Annotated in this window: 17 protein-coding genes; 14 read left to right on the top strand and 3 right to left on the bottom strand. The window is 42.1% G+C overall.

All coding sequences use genetic code 11. From position 1 onward, the window contains the following. The first annotated feature begins 36 nt into the window (after positions 1 to 36). A complete protein-coding gene (locus MKZ16_RS20200) occupies positions 37 to 1170 on the top strand; it encodes an SGNH/GDSL hydrolase family protein (RefSeq protein WP_076106416.1) in 1134 nt (377 codons plus the stop codon). 68 nt (positions 1171 to 1238) lie between these two features. Here the strand turns inward: MKZ16_RS20200 and MKZ16_RS20195 are convergent, their stop codons facing one another. The 3 genes from MKZ16_RS20195 to MKZ16_RS20185 all read right to left on the bottom strand — a co-directional run bounded on the left by MKZ16_RS20195 (position 1239) and on the right by MKZ16_RS20185 (position 6456). Beyond that, positions 1239 to 2924 (bottom strand): ABC transporter substrate-binding protein, encoded by a 1686-nt coding sequence (locus MKZ16_RS20195; protein ID WP_036688689.1) that lies wholly within the window; start codon positions 2922 to 2924, stop codon positions 1239 to 1241. Positions 2925 to 3029: 105 nt separating this feature from the next. Next, the gene (locus MKZ16_RS20190; protein ID WP_036688687.1) at positions 3030 to 4640 is read right to left on the bottom strand and encodes a response regulator; all 1611 of its coding nucleotides are present in this window, start codon (positions 4638 to 4640) and stop codon (positions 3030 to 3032) included. A gap of 4 nt (positions 4641 to 4644) precedes the next feature. Continuing rightward, positions 4645 to 6456, bottom strand: coding sequence for a sensor histidine kinase (locus tag MKZ16_RS20185; RefSeq protein WP_036688684.1), 1812 nt, complete (start codon positions 6454 to 6456; stop codon positions 4645 to 4647). 144 nt (positions 6457 to 6600) lie between these two features. On the opposite strand from MKZ16_RS20185, the gene MKZ16_RS20180 reads away from it, so the two are divergent. The 13 genes from MKZ16_RS20180 (at position 6601) to MKZ16_RS20120 (ending at position 19367) form a co-directional block, all read left to right on the top strand. Then, a complete protein-coding gene (locus MKZ16_RS20180) occupies positions 6601 to 7557 on the top strand; it encodes an ABC transporter permease subunit (RefSeq protein ID WP_036688682.1) in 957 nt (318 codons plus the stop codon). 15 nt (positions 7558 to 7572) lie between these two features. Next, on the top strand, positions 7573 to 8445 hold the full coding sequence (locus tag MKZ16_RS20175; protein WP_036688680.1) for a carbohydrate ABC transporter permease: 873 nt from the start codon (positions 7573 to 7575) through the stop codon (positions 8443 to 8445). Positions 8446 to 8762: 317 nt separating this feature from the next. Beyond that, positions 8763 to 9410 (top strand): elongation factor G-binding protein, encoded by a 648-nt coding sequence (locus MKZ16_RS20170; protein WP_036688678.1) that lies wholly within the window; start codon positions 8763 to 8765, stop codon positions 9408 to 9410. 283 nt (positions 9411 to 9693) lie between these two features. Beyond that, positions 9694 to 11046 carry a sodium-dependent transporter gene (locus MKZ16_RS20165; RefSeq protein WP_036688675.1) on the top strand — a complete coding sequence of 451 codons (1353 nt, stop codon included), beginning with the start codon at positions 9694 to 9696 and terminating at the stop codon, positions 11044 to 11046. 261 nt (positions 11047 to 11307) lie between these two features. After that, a complete protein-coding gene (locus MKZ16_RS20160; RefSeq protein ID WP_052097124.1) occupies positions 11308 to 11979 on the top strand; it encodes a GntR family transcriptional regulator in 672 nt (223 codons plus the stop codon). Between the two features lie 21 nt (positions 11980 to 12000). After that, positions 12001 to 13161 carry an amidohydrolase gene (locus tag MKZ16_RS20155; protein WP_076106414.1) on the top strand — a complete coding sequence of 387 codons (1161 nt, stop codon included), beginning with the start codon at positions 12001 to 12003 and terminating at the stop codon, positions 13159 to 13161. A 27-nt stretch (positions 13162 to 13188) separates the two neighbouring features. Next, complete coding sequence (locus MKZ16_RS20150; protein WP_036688670.1) at positions 13189 to 14232, top strand: methionine ABC transporter ATP-binding protein; 1044 nt, start codon at positions 13189 to 13191, stop codon at positions 14230 to 14232. Then, complete coding sequence (locus tag MKZ16_RS20145; RefSeq protein ID WP_036688669.1) at positions 14207 to 14866, top strand: methionine ABC transporter permease; 660 nt, start codon at positions 14207 to 14209, stop codon at positions 14864 to 14866. Before MKZ16_RS20150 ends, MKZ16_RS20145 begins: the two co-directional genes overlap by 26 nt. A gap of 30 nt (positions 14867 to 14896) precedes the next feature. Then, positions 14897 to 15916, top strand: coding sequence for a uroporphyrinogen decarboxylase family protein (locus tag MKZ16_RS20140; RefSeq protein WP_036688667.1), 1020 nt, complete (start codon positions 14897 to 14899; stop codon positions 15914 to 15916). Positions 15917 to 15927: 11 nt separating this feature from the next. Beyond that, the gene (locus tag MKZ16_RS20135; protein WP_036688665.1) at positions 15928 to 16755 is read left to right on the top strand and encodes a MetQ/NlpA family ABC transporter substrate-binding protein; all 828 of its coding nucleotides are present in this window, start codon (positions 15928 to 15930) and stop codon (positions 16753 to 16755) included. Beyond that, the gene (proC, locus tag MKZ16_RS20130) at positions 16740 to 17579 is read left to right on the top strand and encodes a pyrroline-5-carboxylate reductase (protein ID WP_326058289.1); all 840 of its coding nucleotides are present in this window, start codon (positions 16740 to 16742) and stop codon (positions 17577 to 17579) included. Before MKZ16_RS20135 ends, proC begins: the two co-directional genes overlap by 16 nt. A 2-nt stretch (positions 17580 to 17581) precedes the next feature. After that, positions 17582 to 18346, top strand: coding sequence for a VOC family protein (locus MKZ16_RS20125; RefSeq protein WP_076106410.1), 765 nt, complete (start codon positions 17582 to 17584; stop codon positions 18344 to 18346). Positions 18347 to 18722: 376 nt separating this feature from the next. Continuing rightward, positions 18723 to 19367, top strand: a complete 645-nt coding sequence (locus MKZ16_RS20120) for a Type 1 glutamine amidotransferase-like domain-containing protein (protein WP_076106408.1) — start codon at positions 18723 to 18725, stop codon at positions 19365 to 19367. Positions 19368 to 19436 lie beyond the last annotated feature (69 nt).

The raw sequence follows: 19436 nt of genomic DNA, 5'->3' as shown, positions 1-19436 counted from the left end.
AGATTAGGATTCTAGTGGTAATTTAGGAGGGATTTTATGAAGCAGAATACAAACTTAAAGGTACATACATTAGCTGATATCGAACATCTGAAAATTCACGGCAGAACAACAGGTTTACTTTCTCCACTAACGTTATTTTGGACAGGCAGTGCGGTCGAATTAAATGTTAAAAGTTCTGAGCTATGGCTTGAAGTAGAAGCAGATTATGATGTTTATGAACCTTGGATTAGCATCCTGATCAATTCTGTTCCTGTTAGCAGACAAATGTTAGTAGCAGGCCGGTATTGGATTTGTGTATTTAGAGGCATGAATGAACGTGTTGTGAAAAATGTACGTATTGTAAAAGATGTGCAGGCAATGAGTGGAGACCCTGGCTGCTCTTTGCAGATACATGCGGTGAAGATGGATGGGAAATTTCTGCCGGTTGCGGACAAACCCCACAAGATAGAGTTCATAGGTGACAGTATAACATCCGGTGAAGGAAGTATAGGTGCCAAGGCTGAAGAAGACTGGATTCCAATGTGGTTTAGTGCCATTAACAACTATACTAGCATGACGGCAGATGCTTTAAATGCAGAATATAGAGTTATTTCTCAAAGTGGCTGGGGCGTCCTTACTAGCTGGGATAATAATCCGCACGGTAATATCCCTGATGGTTATGAACAGGTTTGTGGTCTTCTAACTGGAGCAAAAAACGAAGCTTTAGGAGCTTTTCAAGAACACTCTTTTGAATCCTGGCAGCCAGATGTTGTGGTAGTTAATCTAGGAACAAATGATGGGGGCGCTTTTCAATCGCCAGAATGGAAAGATGAGGTAACAGGGGAAAGCCATAAACAACGCTTAAATGAAGACGGGACCTATCATGAGGATGATATACAAGCTTTTGTCGATGCCGCCGAGAAATTTCTGATGAAGCTTAGAAAAAATAATCAACATGCACATCTCGTATGGGCATACGGGATGCTTGGTATCCCCATGATGCCGGCGATCTACCGAGCGGTCGATGTTTATAGCAAGAAAACAGGGGACAAGCAGGTTTCAGTGTTGCAGCTTCCAAATATGACGGATGAGACCATAGGGGCAAGAAGTCATCCGGGAGCATTAGCTCATGAACAAGCGGCAAAAGAGTTGACGGGGTATTTGAAAGGGATTCTAGCGGGCGAAAGTTAATGATGAATTCATAAAAAAACAAGCCGGAGCGTAAGGAACACGCTCCGGCTTGTTTTATTTACTTTAGTCTATTTGGTGGATACAGACTTGAACCATTCGTTAACTTCTTTGGTGATTTGGTCACCACCATTTGCTTTCCAGTTGGAAACAAAGGAGTCAAAGGCATCTACTGGAAGCTTGCCGTAAATGATTTTGTTGAAGGTTTCCATTTCGGATTGACGAAGCAGATTCCATTTGGATACCATCGTTGGTGTCGCAGCACCAGTGAAATAGTTCTGTCTACGAATGTCTATTTGCGACATAACAACTTTTGCAGCGGCCCAGTTTTCCGGTTTACGGAACTCAGCCATTTGTTTTTCATAAGGAGTTACAGGTGTTTCACCATCAGCAAGTTTAACCAATGTCTTCATGAACAGATCAGGAATACGAGCCGGTCCAGTTAAGAAAGGAAACTCATTGGAGAAGTCTTTAATCTTCTCTTTATCACTAGTAGGCTTTCCATCAATCATGTCCCAATCGTAGCCTTTAGCAAAGCCGTATTCAAATTCACTACCAGCTGCAGGATTAGCTAGGTTATCAAGCAAGTAGTTGTAGTATAAGAAAATTGCTTCAGGGTGCTTAGCATCTTTGTTAATCATGATACTAGCGTTTACCCCAGAGTTCTGCCATTTGGTACCGATGAGTCCGTCTGGACCTGCTGGAACCGGATAAGCTTTGATCTTCGCTCCAGGTACATTTTTCATAAGATCGGGAGCCGGCCAGTCTGGAACCCAGTTTGCCCCTGGTAGAATACCTGCGGCGCCTTTTGTCCAGCTTTCAGCAGATTTACCTTCATCCCAAAGTGCGGAGTCTGTGTGAATATAACCTTTTTCCATCCACTCACTAAGCTTAGCAAGGGCTTGTTTAGCACCAGGATTAATGGAACCGTATTCTAGATTGCCATCGGCATCTTTATTCCATTGTTCCTCAATCGTACCATAAGCACCGAATAACCAGTCGAGTTGGCCCATCCAGGTGTTTGTATTGTTTTTCAAAGAAATCGCAAGTGGGAAAACATCTTTAGGTGCTAGACCGTCAGGGTTTTCGTTCTTGAATTTGTCCATAATGATCTCAAGATCGGCGATTGTTTTTGGAGCTTGAAGGTTCAGCTTTTCCATCCAATCTTCCCGTAACCAGAGAAGGGTATCGTCATTATCGGTATATTCAAGGATCGGCATATTGTATTTCTTACCGTCTTTTGTGAATGGATACCAAAGTTCTGGGTGTGCTGCAGCATGATCTTTTAGAATTTTATTAGCATACTTGTCAAACAACTCATCAATAGCAATGAACTGACCGGAATCAATCAGTTGATTGGTCAACACTGCATTGGTTGGTACAGAAACGAAGTCAGGCAGCTTTTCGCCAGAAGCAATGGCAAGCTGAAGCTTTTGTCTGTATTGATCGTCATTGGCAGGATACCAAGTATCTTTATGCTTCATGCCCAGTGTTTCCAGCATCCAGCGATCGTGAACATTGTTCTCTTTTGTATCGCCTTGAACATATTTCTTCGGCATCAATACCGAACTGAACTCGATGGGTGGATCGTATTTACCTTTTTCAAAAGCAGCATCTGCTTCAGATAAACTAGTCTCAGACGATGTGGTATTGTTTTGTTTGGCGTTTTCATTATTTCCGCCGCCACTGCCGCAGGCTGTGAGTGTGATAAGTGCTGTGACCGTTAACAACGACCACATTTTTTTGAACTTGATCATTCTTTAATTCCCCCTACTGTGTATGATCTTTACAAGTGTAACTTTAACAACTAGTCGGGGATGGCATCTATATGAGATTTTTAGTTTCGATAGGACTCTATCATGCTATTTATTATTGTCTCGATATTCCTGCGGTGTTACTCCGAACTGTCGTTTGAATACTTTTATAAAATAAGCAGGGTCCATATAGCCAATCTCCATGCTGATTTCATAGACTTTTTTAGAAGTGGTTTTCAGCTTATGGCAGGCCCGATCCATGCGCAGGCGCGAGATATAATCGCTTATTCCTTCACCCGTTTCAATCTTATAAATTTTTGATAAATGAGTCGGATGGAGGTTTACATGGTCAGCCAGAACCCGTAATGAAACATCTAAATGCAGGTTTTTGTCTGTGAAATCTTGAATCTTTTTCACATATTCAGACCTGATGTCTTTAATTTCGTTAGACGTTCCCTCTTTCAATTTGCTCAGGATGCTGAGGGACCATTTTCTAAGTTTACCGATGGTCGAGAACGCTTCACCGCTTTGCAACCAACCGAGATCGTCTCCCACTAAGTTAGCTAGAGTATGTCCATTTCGGTGTGCGAGATTCGTGAAGGATGCAGTGATTAAAAAACCGGCCTCCATGCAATGCTCCCACGATTCAGACCATTTCTCATCCAGCTCCGCGCAGACAGCGAGTAATTTCTCTTCCGCAGCATCCCAATGCCCACTTTCAAGCAGGTGAATTAGTGTCGGCGGGGTGTAAAGGGCATCCAAAGGTCCTTGGGTAGTGGAAGGTTCAAATTCGCTGACCCGCATTACGAATTCGCGCTCGTCTCCCACGATCTGCCGGAAATAAGCTGTAGCCTGACGGAAACGGCTCGACACCTTCTCGGGAAACTGGAACCACTCTGTGATTACTATGGACAGGGAACCTTTCAGAAATTGCTTAACCTTATACTGAAGCTGTAAAGAAAGCTTTTCTAGGATGGTTTCTTTGCCGATGTCGGATCCTTTCTCTTTAAGCTGAAGCAGAAACACAAGATATCCATGTTCTTCTTTAACGCCCCAGACCTGCATGAATTCACCCATAATCTCTTCAGCCATATTGATGATGGCATATTCAATTAAGGTTTGATCATTATTGTTATAATGGCTAAATTCTTCTTCCATGCGTACAAGCATCAAAGCGCAATCGCCAGAATGGAAGGGCAAATCATAATTTACGAGCTTCCGTTCCCATTCGCCAGCTTGAAATTGATGACCTTGCAAGGCATCAAGCAGCAGTTGACCACGTAAAAGCGGCAGATTTTCCCGTAGGGTAAACTGGGTTCGTTTAAGCGAACTGATAAGTTCCCATTCTGTGTTCAATTGCTCGATGGCAGTTTTGACTGCACCGATGATTTCATCATCGGTAGGTGGCTTAAGCAAATAATCGACTGCATTATGCTGGAGTGCTTTTTTGGCATAATCGAACTCCGAATGGCCTGATAAAATAATGCATTTAATCTTTTTATCACGTTTTCTTATCCGCTCTATTAATTCAATTCCCGTCATTTCGGGCATTTGGATATCCGAGATCACAATATCAATCGGGTTGGTATCGATAATTTGTAGCGCCTCACGTGCCGAATACGCTTTATGCACCTGTTCAATTCCTAGCGTATGCCAGGGTTTAGTCATGGCAAGATTATCTACCCAGTGCGCTTCATCGTCTACTATAATCATTTGCATGTTGTTATTCTCCTTGATGATTCTTAAATTTAGAATATTCATCCTCAGTAGGGATTTCCCAGATAATCTCTGTTCGGAAACCTCCAAGAGGGGATGGTTTAAAGGTTAGACAGGATTGATTACCGAACAGGTGCATGATCCGCTGATTCGTATTCCAGAGCCCACAGCCCATTTCTTCCTGCAATGGCTCCTGCATTTTACGATTCAAAGCTTCTAACTGCTCCGGATTCAAGCCAGGCCCGTCGTCATCAATATAAATCTTGCAGAAGCCGTTCGAAATTTCACCACTAATGCTAATCTCACCCGATGAATACGATTTGGCCACTCCGTGAATGACTGAGTTCTCCACAATAGGCTGAAGCATTAAACGTGGCACAGACTGGCTTAACATGTTCTCAGGGATTTCGATATGATAATCAATTCTGGCATTGCGCAGCTTTTGAATATCCAAATAGTTGACGAGCAGCTTGATTTCTTCATCCAGTGACGCGGTTTCCCGTTCCATTCGGGTAGTATAACGATAGTAAGCACTTAAATTATAAGCCATTGAGACAACAGCGTCCTCATCCTTCATCTGGGCCATATTGATAATATAACCAAGGCAGTTATAGAGGAAATGCGGATTGATTTGCGCCTGCAGTTGCTTAAGTGTAGCTTCGCGGGCACGGATTTTCTCATTGAACACATTCTCTATCAGGTCTTGAATTTGATGGGACATATCATTAAAGCGATGGAATAGAAACGAAAACTCGTTCCGGCCCTCGTTATGAAGACGTACAGAATAATCTCCACGCTGCACGCGCCGTAAGCCTTTAATTAGCTTTTTGATAGGGTACTGAACATTTCTGTATAGTAATATGGAAGCGGAAATTCCCATAACAAACAGCAAAATCATCGAGATATAGAACAAATCCTGACTGAGCGAAATGGGTTTTAGGATTTGATATAGAGGGACAACATCTATTAAATTCCAATCCAAATAGGAGGACTTCACAGAGCTGACCAGGTAGTTCTTGCCATTGAGTTTGACCACATCCTGCGTAGTGTTCTCAGGTGAGTGTTTATCCAGGTAACGAATGAGTTCTTCAGATAACTGCTTGTCCGCACTGCGATTCAGAATCGGAGAGTTCCCTTTATGATAGAGAAAAGGATCACCTTGTCCACCTTCCTTGTACGTATCCAGCATGTTCTGAATATTCTCATAACTGAAGCTGGCTTCAATCACCAAGTTGCTTCCCGTCAACATCCCCGGCTGAGCTAAGGAATCTGTATAGAACCAGTAGAAGGATTTTAGCTCGTCTTTAGATTCCAAGCTATGATCGCCATACGTCCATTTTCCACTCATATTTCTTTTTAAGTAATCCTCATCATACCCAAATGCTCGATTGTAGTTGGAGATGACATCTTTATTTTGCTGTGAATGTACGGCATATCTGGCAGGCCAAATATCTGCAACCCCGGATTGAAGCACCATCTTTTCCTGAATGACATACCGGGTTTGCATCTGATCATATCGATCAGCCCAAATGTTTAATCCGTTGAAGGCTCTGACATTTGGATCTCTAGAAAGGATAAGGGTGAAGTCCATCATCTGATTAATACGTGAATCAATTTGACTGGACAGAAAAGTGAGCTGCTTCGTATTGGACACCTGCAGCTCTTTACTCACAACATCGTAGGTGACGTTATTTGAAAAGGTATACATGATAATGATGGGGATGAACAAGAGTATGATGAGGCAGTTTATTTTGGCAAACAAACTAAACCGGGATTGTGTTAATTCTCTCAGGGATGTAAAGCGCTTCCAAATATTCATAAATGTACCCTCCAGATGATGTCCTAATAAAACCATATCAAGCCTAACAATGTTATATAGTCAAACCTGAGAAACGCCTGATACTATTTATAGCAGAGATCCCCATCACACACAAAATATTTTTTTTGGGAACAGGAGAGAGCTATGGAGGCTAATTCAATACAGCAGGTAGGCCTGGAAAATAAACCAAGTATAAAAAGAAAAAGAAAAAAAGGCTATAAACAACCATGGGTGCTCCACTTCATGGTATTACCGGCGGCAATTATGGTTTTTATTTTTTCTTATATCCCCATGTCAGGAATACTCATGGCATTTCAGGATTATAAGCCTGCATTAGGATTTTTTGATTCCGAATGGGTCGGACTTAAGCATTTCAGGTACATGTGGGAGAACGATTATTTCCTGCAAATTACCTGGAATACACTGTTTTTTGCTTGCTCCAAAATTGTTTTGAACCTGATTATTCCTTTTATATTCGCCTTGTTGCTCAATGAGGTAAGGAATATGGGTCTTAAAAGATCTATTCAAACACTCGTCTATCTACCGCATTTCTTGTCTTGGGTTACCCTTTCAGGAATTCTGATCGATATCCTAGCACAAACAGGGATTGTCAATCAGTTTATTTCGTCCGTTTTCGGCATAAAACCGATCTTTTTTCTAGGGGACGGCAACTGGTTCCGATTTACCATCATAGCCAGTGATGTTTGGAAAGAATTTGGTTTCAACACGATCATTTTCCTAGCTGCGCTATCCGGCATTAATCCATCACTTTATGAAGCTGCTGAAGTGGATGGGGCAGGTCGCTGGAAGCAAACGATGTATATTACCATACCAGCACTTATTCCAATTGCTATTGTAATTGCGACCTTGGCACTGGGCAATGTATTAAACGCCAACTTTGACCAGGTATTTAACCTATATAGTCCTTTGATCTATCAACAAGGGGATATCATTGATACCTTTGTGTACAGAGAAGGTCTTCTGAGCGGACAATTCAGCTTTGCGACCGCAGTTAATCTTTTTAAATCGGCAATTAGTTTAATTCTAATCGTTATTTCATACCGACTTGCCTATAGATTTGCAGGGTACAGAATTTTCTAGAAAGGATGACAACAAATGTACCATAAAACCCTTCCATATCGAATATTTAGCATATTCAACAATGTGCTCCTAACTATCCTTTCGGTGCTCTGCTTGCTGCCATTGTATCACTTACTCATGGTATCTCTTAGTGCGTCCGCCCCAGCCAATGCTGGATTGGTCACCTTTTGGCCAATTGGCTTTACTTTGGAGGCCTATGCAAAAACTTTTAACAACACTAATTTTCTTACATCCCTGTGGGTGTCGGTAGAGCGGACAATACTAGGAACAGCACTTGCACTGGTAGTAAATACGGTTGCAGCCTATGCTCTTTCTAAGGAAACTAGAGTTTTCCGGGCGCGTAATATCTATCTTTGGTATTTTGTCGTAACCATGCTGTTCAGTGGGGGTCTGATTCCGGGATATATCCTGATTCTAAAGCTCGGGCTGATGAATTCTTTGATGGCACTTATCCTACCTGGATTGGTAGCCGTATTTAACATCATTTTGCTGCTGAACTTCTTCCGTGGTGTACCTAAGGACCTTGAGGAAGCAGCCTTTATTGATGGGGCAGGACATTTTAAGACCTTTTTGAAAATATATTTACCAGTCTCCTTACCAGTCATTGCAACGGTTTCTCTATTCATGATGGTGGGTCATTGGAACTCTTATTTTGACGGTATAATCTATATCAGAGATTCGGATAAGCTGCCGCTGGCGACGTTTATGCAGACCATTATCGTTCAGGCAGATATGTCCAAGCTTGATCCGTCAGCTGTAGCTAACTTGTCTCAACGGACCATACGGGCTTCACAGATTTTCATAAGTGCGCTACCAATATTGTTGGTTTATCCATTCCTGCAACGTTATTTTGTAACAGGGATCGTAGTGGGCGCTGTAAAAGAATAATCAAAAAAGAGGGAGTTACTGGACTAGTCCATGTAGCTCCCTTTTTTTGTAGGTATGGCATGAAAAATAGACACCCGAGATGAATTGCGCCTTCTAAAATACGGTGCTATACTTTTGGCATGAAATATGCTCGGAGGTGGTACAGTGCTAATGTTGAAATGCCCATTAGCTAGAAGTTCCTCACGCAAAGCCTAATATAGGGCGATACTTTGCGTGAGGTGCGATGGATGGATATATCGCCCAACTTAATTTTATCGTTTCTATAAATGGGCTTTGCACCTTATGAACTTTTAATATAAATAAGGGGCTGAAAAGCGATGTGTACACCATTTATTAGAAACCATCAATATAACTTAATTAAGAAACAAACGAAATTTGTTCTGCATACCCTGCGAACCGTTGCGGATCGCAGAGTCTTGGAGACTGTAAGATATAGTGCTGCTACGAACATTATTGAGGCATTTCCTTCTCTTACGGAGAATCACAAGCAGATGCTGGAACAAATATCGACCTTCGAAACTGCAGAAGATTTCCAGAGATATCTTAGTGAATTAGAACCATACCTAGAGTCATATCCGACGATTACGCTGAAGCAGATTCAGAAGCTATTCCCTAAGAATAAGAAACTGAAAGTACCTGATCTACAACTCATCGACTATCGCAACATAACGTATTTGAGTTGGATAGATATTGCCAGTAATAAATTATTCATTATCTATCCGTACGAAGGACAGTTCATTGGTATAGAGGGTAGAATTACACCAACGCACAAAAAAGGGTACTGCATGTTCTGCAATCGGCATCAAGAGCTTGCATTCTTTTATGTTAAGACCAAGAATGTGAACGTTTCGCCGGATAATATTTCTGCTGTGGGTCAATACGTATGTTTGGATAATCAGGAATGTAATCGGAGCATAACCGATACAGCTAAGCTTGAGAGGTTCATTCTCTCTGTCCGCAAATAATGTTTAGAAAAGGCTCCCTTAGTGGGAGCCTTTTTTGTTAAAAGATATCGTCAGGATATAGACAATTCGTTTCATTGAAGCAATGAGGCACGACATTAGTGGATATAATGAGAAAGGGGAGTTAGTAGTATAATTCTTCGTAAGATTCAGTGACTGAATAAACAATATAAGCGTTTACAAACAGAGAATTTGAGTAGTTATAAGAATAGTCAGAAAATTTCCATATGACGTGCTTTGTTACTTAAGCTATAATGAGGTCTAAAAAAGAAAACGGGGCGTTATAATGAATCAAATTAAGGGTAACAAAAATCTTCTCTCGGAGAAGGAGGAACGTTTCTCTTCCGCGGGCTTTATTTTTGCCGCCATCGGCAGCTCGGTTGGGCTAGGGAATATGTGGAAGTTTCCTTATATTACAGGAGAAAATGGGGGGGCAGCTTTTTTCCTTCTTTTCATCGTCTGTTTAGTGCTGATAGGGTTACCGGTGCTGTTGGCAGAACTGGCTATCGGACGCAGCGGGCGTGGTAGTGCGGCGACCTCTTTTATGCGGGCTGGAGGCGGGAAGAGTTGGTTTGCAGCTGGAATGTTGCAGGTGCTTGCGCCGTTTCTAATTCTCTCCTTTTATATTATTGTTGCTGGCTGGACGCTGAACTATTCGATGATTGCTTTTAATGGACAACTATTCAGCACTACTGATTATGCAGGCGAATTCAATTCGTTTGTCTCTGGATATATGCCAATCGTTTGGCAGGGGATAGCCATTCTGATTACGGCGGGTGTAGTCATCCTTGGCGTATCAGGCGGGATTGAGAAATTTAACAAAGTATTAATTCCTGGTATGGTCGTACTCCTTGTAGTGTTAATGATTCGTGCGGTAACCTTACCGGGTGCATCCGCAGGGGTATCCTTTTTCCTAAAACCGGACTTTTCAGTGTTGACAGCGGAATCTGCGCTAGTTGCATTGGGACATGCTTTCTTTTCATTATCGCTCGGGATGGGGATTCTCCTTACTTACGGATCTTATGTTGATAAAAAGCAATCGCTGGGTACCGCTGCCATCGCAATCGGTGCAGGAGATTTGTTATATGCTTTTATCGCAGGCTTAATTATTTTTCCGACGACGTTCTCATTTGGTATTGCTCCTGATCAGGGGCCTTCGCTGATTTTTATCGCTTTGCCAGCCGCTTTCTCGGCTATGCCTTTTGGTGCGCTCTTCGGCGGTTTGTTCTTTATCTTGCTGGCGATTGCTGCTCTAACCTCAGCTGTATCGCTGCTTGAAGTGCCTGTATCCTTCACAATGGAGCGCTGGAATTGGAGCCGGAAACGTTCGGTTTGGATTTTGACGCTGATCTGTTTCCTTCTTAGTATTCCTTTAGCGATGTCACTGGGAATGTTCCCGGAGCTAACGATTGGTGGCAAATCTCTATTTGATGGGCTGGATTTTATCACCTCTAACATTATGCTGCCGCTTGGAGGTCTGCTGATTACCATCTTCGCCGGTTATTTCTGGAAAGGTGCAGCGGAAGCCGCTGGACTACAGGCGCGCTGGTTCCGTGTTTGGCTGTTTATGCTCCGTTATGTGGCGCCGATCCTAGTGTTCCTAGTGCTGCTGCATACCTCGGGAATTATTTCTTTCTAATTCTGAAATTTATATATCCAAAAATAGCTCTACGACCCCTGGGAGTTGTAGGGTTTTTTTGTGTTGAAAAGAGGGGATTAGGTTGATTTTTAATTCCTACTTGACTAGGTGGAATAATTGGAATATAGTATAAAAAAGCTTGAACGGTATGGAAGGGAATGTAACTAACTAATCAATCCTTAACTAATAATTGTATACAATTATACAAATATATTATTGGGGTTCGGACCCCATAGATTATCGATGAGGAGCAGTATAGAAATGGCGATACGATCACGAAGGTTATCAAAGGATAATACCTACTATGAATTAAAACAAAAAATTATTGATAGCGAGTTTGAACCGAATCAACCTGTAAATGAAGAAAATTTGGCGGCCTTGCTCGGAGTCAGCCGCACACCTCTAAGAGAGGCGATACAGAGACTGGAGAACGAGGATTTTCTGGTTCGACAGCCAAATGGAAGACTGCGGGTAGCTTCAGTAACCCTTAAAGAGGTTGAAGAAATATTTCTTATTCGCAGCATGCTTGAAGGCTATATTGCAAGAAGTGCAGCTAAGCATGCCACAGAGAAAGATATTGTGAATTTAACGACGATGATTACAAAAATGAAACACTCGTTCCAGCTTGGTGATAATCAGAATTTTGTTACTTATGGATTTGAGTTCCATGATTATTTATCAGAAATCAGTGAACTTAAAACCTTCGAGAAGGTTCTGAATCAATTAAGAGATCATTCGCTTCGTTATTGTCGATTCGTCTCTATGCATGGGGATTGGAACACACAAGCGGATGAAGAACATGATCTTATTTTACAAATGATCGCTGCTAAAAATGAAGATGGTGCTGAAAAAGCCATGCAAGATCATATTTTAAGCAGTCTATCGACTGCGCTTGATCGCATCAAAGGGATTGAAGAAAAGCTGGAAGCATAACGAAAGGGGAGTACATCAGCTATGAAACCACTAAATGAGGTTGAGCAAACTTTAGCTAATCAATTAATAGAGGTTCGCAGAAACCTGCATCGTGAGCCTGAATTAGCGTATGAAGAGTTTAAAACCACAACAAAATTACGGGAATGGCTGACCCAAGCCAATATTCACATCCTTGACTTGCCTTTACAAACAGGACTCATCGCAGAGATCGGGCAGGGTCACGGACCCATAGTGGCCATTCGTTGTGATATTGATGCACTTCCCATAGAGGAACAAACTGAATTGTCCTTTGCCTCAGAGATCCCAGGAAAGATGCATGCCTGTGGTCACGATTTTCACACGGCTACTATTTTAGGTGCTGCATTATTATTAAAGGCTCGTGAAAGTGAATTACCTGGAAAGGTTAGAGTATTGTTTCAACCCGCGGAAGAAACAGGGCATGGGGCGGAAAGTGTCTTAGCCTCGGGAGGACTCCAGGATGTGGCGGCTATATTTGGTCTCCATAATTCACCTGACTTGCCTACAGGAGCTTTTGGAACAAGAACAGGAGCTTTAACAGCCGGTGTTGACCGGTTTGAAATTACAATAAAAGGTGTCGGCGCTCATGCTGCTTATCCTGAAAAAGGTGTGGATACGATTGTAACTGCGGCTCAAATCATTACCGCTCTACAAACCATCGTAAGTCGTCAAAACAGCACCACGGAACCAGTAGTGTTAAGTGTTACCCGAATTAATGGAGGCTTCACATGGAATGTATTGCCGGAAAAAGTCGAATTAGAAGGTACAGTAAGAACTTACAATGAAGAGATTCGCCGCAATATTCCGATACAAATGACTCGTCTTATCGAAGGGATTGCTGCGGGAGCTGGGGCAGAGGCACAGTTACATTGGTATCCAGGTCCACCCGCAACGATAAATCATGGGGAATGGGCGGACTTTACCAAAAAGATCGCCTCAGATTTCGGCTATGAAGTACATGATATTCCTCCACAGATGGGTGGAGAAGATTTCTCTTTTTATTTACAACAGATACCGGGTGCTTTTGTGAATATAGGATCAGGTCCAGCCTATCCCTTACATCACCCTCGTTTCGATGTTGATGAAGCTGCGATATTACCAGCTGCTAAGTATTTCGCTTTATTGGCAGAACAAGCGCTGGTGAAGCAGCAAGAGGAAGCTTAATCCTATATATGATTGAGGGGAATGGAAATGATTGAATTAAAGAATGTTTACAAATCGTTCACTCGGAAAGGGACCACTATTGATGCTCTTAAAGGGATTGATTTAAAGGTCGAAAAAGGCGATATATTTGGGGTTATCGGCTATAGCGGTGCTGGGAAAAGTACATTAATTCGTTTAGTCAATTATTTGGAAAGACCCACCAAAGGACAAGTTATGGTCGCTGGACGTGATTTGGGAACATACAACGATAAAGAGTTGCGTACCGCTAAGAAAAATATCGGAATGATTTTTCAACATTTTAATCTATTAGAATCTAAAAAAGTTTTTGATAATGTGGCGATCCCTCTAGTTCTCCTAAAAAAGAATAAAAATGAAATCCGCCAACGGGTAATGGAGCTGCTAGAGTTTGTTGGATTAAGTGACAAAGCGGGGAGTTACCCGAGTGAGTTATCAGGTGGTCAGAAGCAACGTGTCGGGATTGCCAGAGCGCTTGCCTCGAATCCGTCTATCCTTTTATGTGACGAAGCGACCTCTGCCTTAGATCCACAGACCACACATTCTATCTTACAGCTATTAAAAAAAATCAATGCTGAATACAACATTACCGTGATGATCATTACACATGAAATGTCCGTGATTCAAGAGATTTGTAACAAGGTAGCGGTCATGGAAGAAGGCCGGATTATTGAGCAAGGAAGCGTTCTAGATGTATTCGGAAGTCCAAAACATCTGACCACGCAAAATTTCGTGAAGACGGTTATTCAAAATAGCATGACCTCTAGCGTGCGGAAATCTATCAAAACAGAACCCGGAAGTCAGCTGTACAAGCTTAATTTTGTGGGAGCAAGTGCCTCCGAGCCTATCCTGTTTGAAATGATTCGCTCCTGCGATATAAAGGTCAATATTTTATTTGCGAATACGACGGAAATTCAAGAAACAACACTGGGAACAGTGATCATTCAATTCGATGGTGAGGCAGCAGAGATTAACAATGCATTATCTTTCTTAACAAGAAATGGAGTCGGTGTAGAGGAGGTAGAATCTAATGTTTTCGACCACAGTAACAGGTGATCAATTTCTGCAGGCGATTATAGAAACAATTCAAATGGTAGGGTTCTCCTTGTTTGTTGGCTCCCTGATTGGGATCCCATTTGGGATATTGCTTGTCATCACTCGTCCGGGTGGGGTTTTGGAGAACAAAGCGCTTTACGCCGTACTAAATCCGATTATCAACATCATTCGCTCATTGCCTTTTATTATTTTACTGGTTGCGATTGTGCCTTTCACACGATTGATTGTTCATACTTCAATTGGGACAAGCGCAGCGATCGTACCCTTGATTATCTATATCGCACCTTATATAGGGCGGTTGGTAGAGAACTCACTGCTTGAAGTGAATCCGGGAATCCTTGAAGCCGCTGAGGCGATGGGAGCCACTCCTTTTCAAGTCATTTGGTACTTTTTATTGCCAGAGGCGGTTGGATCCTTAATCCTGTCTCTTACAACAGCGACGATTGGTCTGATAGGTGCAACTGCAATGGCTGGAACGGTAGGGGGAGGCGGCGTGGGAGACTTGGCGATCGTATATGGATACCAACGCTTTGACACTGTTGTCGTAGTAGCCACCGTGATTATCCTCATTATTTTAGTGCAAGGGATTCAATCTTTAGGCAACACGCTAGCAAGAAAAATTCGCCGTTACTAGTTACTACATATTCTGGGAGGGACTCGACAGATGAGTGAATGGAGTAAGCAAGATCGTTTTAACGCATTATTATCAGGAGAACGGGCGGATCGTCCAATCGGAAGTGGTTGGCGCCATTTTATCGACAAAGAACAAACTGCAGATGATTTAGCAGAAACTACGATTTCTTTTACGAAAAAATATGATTGGGATTGGGTCAAGATTAATCCAAGAGCGACTTATCTGGCGGAAGCTTGGGGGAATCAATACGATTTTACGGATTATCAGACCGTATTTCCGAGACAGCAAACGACGGCTATTCCAACAGCGGCTAGTCTGTGGGATATCGACGTTAAAAAGGCAGTCCAGTCAGCCCCTTTGGCAGAGCATTTAGATGCGGTTAGAAAAATTCGCCAAGGGTTACCAGATACCCCACTAATCCAGACGGTATTTTCACCATTAACAGTGCTGCTATTTATTGTAGGACGTTCTGCTTACGTTACTAAAACGGTGTTTGGTATTGAGCACCCGGTAACTTTGGAATCCTTGTTTAAAGAACATCGAGCGGCAGCACACCATGCGCTACATGCGATTTCCTTAACTTTAGCCGATTATGTACAAGAGTTACAGCAAGCGGGCTCTGACGGTTTGTTCTACGCAGTGACGGGCACAGCTCACCCAGGATTATTTGATGAAGCAATGTTTGATGAGCTGTCCAGACCTTATGATTCTATTGTGTTAGAAGCAGCAAGCTATGGAAAAAACATTCTTCATACTTGTGGAGCTTACGCCCAGCCTGAGAAGTTCAACGATTATCGGATTGATGGGATCAGTTGGGATACGATAGCCGAGGGGAATCCAGGGTTAGAGGCAAATCTCAAAGCTACTAAAGTGGGGGGAGTCGATCATGGGTTGTTTGCGGTAAACGATATTGCCCAAATCAAGCAGCAGGCTGAAGATGCATTAAAGTTAATGAAAGACCAGCCGTTTATTCTATCTCCAAATTGCGCAATCCCACTCAATGTGACGGATGAGGCGTTGGCACAATTTAAAAAATCTATATTGGAATAGGGGAAGTAAGTATGAAAAAGTTAATGTTAGTGATGATGATAGGTGTTCTTGCAGTGTTGACGGCTTGTGGCAATAAAGAGGCGGGGGATTCTGGAGATAAGAAAAAACTTACCGTTGGATTTGGTGTCGGAACCTATGAGGAACAATTCCGCCAATCGATTCTACCGATTCTAGAGAAACAAGGGTATTCCGTTGACATTAAAACCTTCTCGCAAAACATGCAGGTCAATCCAGCAATGAAGGAAGGCTCCATTGACGCAAGCATATTCCAAAGTACAGCTTATATGGAGGCTATTAACGAAGAAATCAATGCAGATATGGTCGGAATTGCTTATGTTCCAGGTGCTCCACAAGGTCTTTATTCTGTAAATCATACCACGCTAGACGATGTTAAAGACGGTACAACCGTAGCTGTTCCGAACGATCCGGTAAACCAAGAGCGTGCACTACGTATTCTGGAAGAATTGGGTTGGGTCAAAATTAAAGAAGGGGCGGGCGTAGCGGATTTCAATATTAATAGTATGGAACCGGATAAATATAATATTGATATTAAAATACTGGACCCAGCTCAAATCCTTGTCTCCCTTCAAGATGTTGATTATGGCGTTGTAAACGGTAATTATATTGCCAATTCGGACAGAAAGATTACGGATGCTTTGAAAATAGAAAACACACCTATGGAACACAGAATTATCGTATCGGTTAATAAAAAGGATGAAAATTCACAGTGGGCTAAAGATTTGAAAGCTGCTTATGAATCCAAAGAGTTTGAAGAATATATTCATGGATTAGAAAAATATGATGGTTTCATTCTACCTGAAGCTTGGGACAACAATTAATTAAGGAAGTGAACGGAGTGACCAAAGAAAAGATTCATTTTATTGGTGGCGGACAGATGGCGGAAGCGATCATCCGCGCATGTATAGCGAATAACACCTTGTCTGTAAATCAAATTAGTGTATCGGATATTAATGAAGCGCGGCTGCAGTTTTTGAATACCAAATATGGTGTAGATACGGAGAGTTCACAAGAGCATAACCTGTCTACAGCAGATGTAATAGTAGTGGCAGTTCGTCCACAGGATGATTTAACTACACTTGGTCAAATCGTACAACAATTCGCTACAGCTTCTGCCGCTATCGTATCGATTGTGGCGGGTGTGACGAATGATCAATTAGCTGGGTATTTTGGAGCTGAACGGTCCATTATCCGGGTTATCCCCAATACTTTAACCGATACAGGATATGGATATAGTGGTGTAGCGTTAAATGCTTATGCTACTCGTGATCAAGTGGAGCATTTCTTACTTGGCTTTGGAAAAGTACAATATCTGGATGAGGCGTTAATGGATGTTTTCACTGGATTTGGTGTGGCGGGTCCTAACTATATCTATTATTTCATTGAATCTCTCGTGGATGCAGGTGTACTTGCCGGACTGCCGCGTGAGCAAGCCTGGAAGGTTGCATTGGAGAATATGATGGGATCGGTAGCAATGCTGCAGCAGACAGGCCTGCATCCAAGACAGCTGCTGGATATTAATAATTCACCTGGCGGTGTCGGCATGCATGGCTTGTACGAATTAAACAACAGTGATTTCGCAGCGGGCCTGCAAAGAAGTGTTCTGGCAGCCGTAAAACGTACTACTGAGCTGGGAGTGAAGTAATCATGGCAACGATGAAATGGGATCATTTAGTTCACTATGTCAATGATTTGGCCAAACCGGTTGAGATCTTTGGAGCTCATGGATTGGTTGCTTTTAAAGGAGGATCTCATAAAGATTGGGGAACCTATAATGCCTTAAGTTACTTTGGGCTAACCTATCTCGAGTTTCTGGGCATTGAGAATCTTGAGCTGGCAAAGGCAACTGAACATAATCTAGTGGTGAAAGATGCAGTTGAACTTTTACCAGAACATGAAGTTCTAAGTAGAGTAGTCATCCGGACGGATGATATTGAAGAAGTAGCGGCTTCCCTGGAAGCAGCAGGCTTATCATTATCTCCAATTATCGATGGTAAGCGTCTAGATAACGAGGGCAGATTAATAGAGTGGCGGATGATGACCATTGCTGGTGACTTTGGGGGACTGGTCTATCCATTCATCATTCAATGGAGCGGAACGGATACAGAGCGAGTGGAAAGATTAACATCATCTGGAGTCATTAAGCCTCATCCTGCGGGAGAAGTCGAAATCGTCCGTGCTGTATTTCATGTCTCCGATCCTGAAGCTGCAGCCAACCATTGGGGAACCATATTCGGACTGCCTGTTACGAAGTCAGAGAATGATACCTTCAGCCTTAAGATTGGCGATAGATCATTTGCTTTCGTGCAAGGAGACGAGAACCAATTCAAGCAGGTGGTTTTTGAAACGGATTCGTTAGAGCTGAAAGAGAAGACGATTCGGATTGGTGATGGGGAGTATGTTTTCGTTTAAGGGACTAGTATCTTTATAACTTTAGAAATAAAGACTTACTTGAAGGGAGCGATACCTCGAGTAAGTCTTTTTGCTGTTCATCGAAGGAACTAGTGAGGCTGGGATTTTTTTGTTTTAATCAATTTGTAAGATTTATTGAATTCCATTATATGGTACGATATCCATGGTATAAAAGGAATGAAGATAATCGGTGCAGAACAAAAATACGCGGCCCATTTCCACTCCGGATAAGCTTAGTGTGGATCAAGCGCAGATAAAAAACCTTGATTATGCCTCTAAATTTATATTACTATAGACATTTTTATCTTGTCTGGCACTATGGATTTTGATAAACATAATGGATAAATTTAAATATTACATATGGAGGTAATTACGGATGAAAACTCACTATTACTTAGATTGGTTTTATGATAAGGGTTTTTCTGAGAAATTAGTCAATGTGTTGCATGAGGATATAACAGACAGAAAATCGCTCGTTATGATTAGCGCTGAATCGTCTGATTTTAGTGATGAACAAGTTAATATTGATAGTGTTTTTGAAAGGACATGGTTTAATCAGGCTAACATTTATTTTGATGAATATCATTTCATTGATGACCGCACGCAGAAGGAAGATGCCCAGCGATTAATTCAAAACGCCTCTGTCGTTTTTTTATGTGGTGGAACCGCTCGGGACCAAAAGCACCTTTTGACGGAATATGAATTATCGGATTTGATTAAAAAAAGCAATGCTGTTGTAATGGGAACAAGTGCTGGTGGGATGAACATGTCTGATGAATATGTGGATGAATGCACTGTTTGTGAAGGTATGGCTCTTAATCACTTTTCTTTTGAAGCTCATTTTGATCATGATAACACCGCGATGATTGAGGAGCGTTTCCCTTTATCGAATAAAATGGATATTTATGTGGCGGCAGACAAAGATGGTGCTGTACGTGTGAAGGACAGCAAAATCGACATTATAGGCAATGTATATTTAATTTCTCACTCAAAGATTCAGAAATTGGCTGAGACGCTCTAATAATGGTTGAGTGGTTGTGACACTGACGGTTAACTGAATGGTATTTGTTTTGAGTCCCGCACCTTACGA

Source organism: Paenibacillus sp. FSL R5-0928 (assembly GCF_037970385.1).
GTDB classification, from domain to species: Bacteria; Bacillota; Bacilli; order Paenibacillales; family Paenibacillaceae; genus Paenibacillus_AQ; species Paenibacillus_AQ odorifer.
This window is presented reverse-complemented; position numbering and strand designations above follow the sequence as displayed.

What these genes read in the sequence shown, in the direction of transcription:
- MKZ16_RS20200 (WP_076106416.1), top strand. Translation starts at nt 37, where the DNA reads ATGAAGCAGAATACAAACTTAAAGGTACATACATTAGCTGATATCGAA.
- MKZ16_RS20195 (WP_036688689.1), bottom strand. Translation starts at nt 2,924, where the DNA reads ATGATCAAGTTCAAAAAAATGTGGTCGTTGTTAACGGTCACAGCACTT.
- MKZ16_RS20190 (WP_036688687.1), bottom strand. Translation starts at nt 4,640, where the DNA reads ATGCAAATGATTATAGTAGACGATGAAGCGCACTGGGTAGATAATCTT.
- MKZ16_RS20185 (WP_036688684.1), bottom strand. Translation starts at nt 6,456, where the DNA reads ATGAATATTTGGAAGCGCTTTACATCCCTGAGAGAATTAACACAATCC.
- MKZ16_RS20180 (WP_036688682.1), top strand. Translation starts at nt 6,601, where the DNA reads ATGGAGGCTAATTCAATACAGCAGGTAGGCCTGGAAAATAAACCAAGT.
- MKZ16_RS20175 (WP_036688680.1), top strand. Translation starts at nt 7,573, where the DNA reads ATGTACCATAAAACCCTTCCATATCGAATATTTAGCATATTCAACAAT.
- MKZ16_RS20170 (WP_036688678.1), top strand. Translation starts at nt 8,763, where the DNA reads ATGTGTACACCATTTATTAGAAACCATCAATATAACTTAATTAAGAAA.
- MKZ16_RS20165 (WP_036688675.1), top strand. Translation starts at nt 9,694, where the DNA reads ATGAATCAAATTAAGGGTAACAAAAATCTTCTCTCGGAGAAGGAGGAA.
- MKZ16_RS20160 (WP_052097124.1), top strand. Translation starts at nt 11,308, where the DNA reads ATGGCGATACGATCACGAAGGTTATCAAAGGATAATACCTACTATGAA.
- MKZ16_RS20155 (WP_076106414.1), top strand. Translation starts at nt 12,001, where the DNA reads ATGAAACCACTAAATGAGGTTGAGCAAACTTTAGCTAATCAATTAATA.
- MKZ16_RS20150 (WP_036688670.1), top strand. Translation starts at nt 13,189, where the DNA reads ATGATTGAATTAAAGAATGTTTACAAATCGTTCACTCGGAAAGGGACC.
- MKZ16_RS20145 (WP_036688669.1), top strand. Translation starts at nt 14,207, where the DNA reads ATGTTTTCGACCACAGTAACAGGTGATCAATTTCTGCAGGCGATTATA.
- MKZ16_RS20140 (WP_036688667.1), top strand. Translation starts at nt 14,897, where the DNA reads ATGAGTGAATGGAGTAAGCAAGATCGTTTTAACGCATTATTATCAGGA.
- MKZ16_RS20135 (WP_036688665.1), top strand. Translation starts at nt 15,928, where the DNA reads ATGAAAAAGTTAATGTTAGTGATGATGATAGGTGTTCTTGCAGTGTTG.
- MKZ16_RS20125 (WP_076106410.1), top strand. Translation starts at nt 17,582, where the DNA reads ATGGCAACGATGAAATGGGATCATTTAGTTCACTATGTCAATGATTTG.
- MKZ16_RS20120 (WP_076106408.1), top strand. Translation starts at nt 18,723, where the DNA reads ATGAAAACTCACTATTACTTAGATTGGTTTTATGATAAGGGTTTTTCT.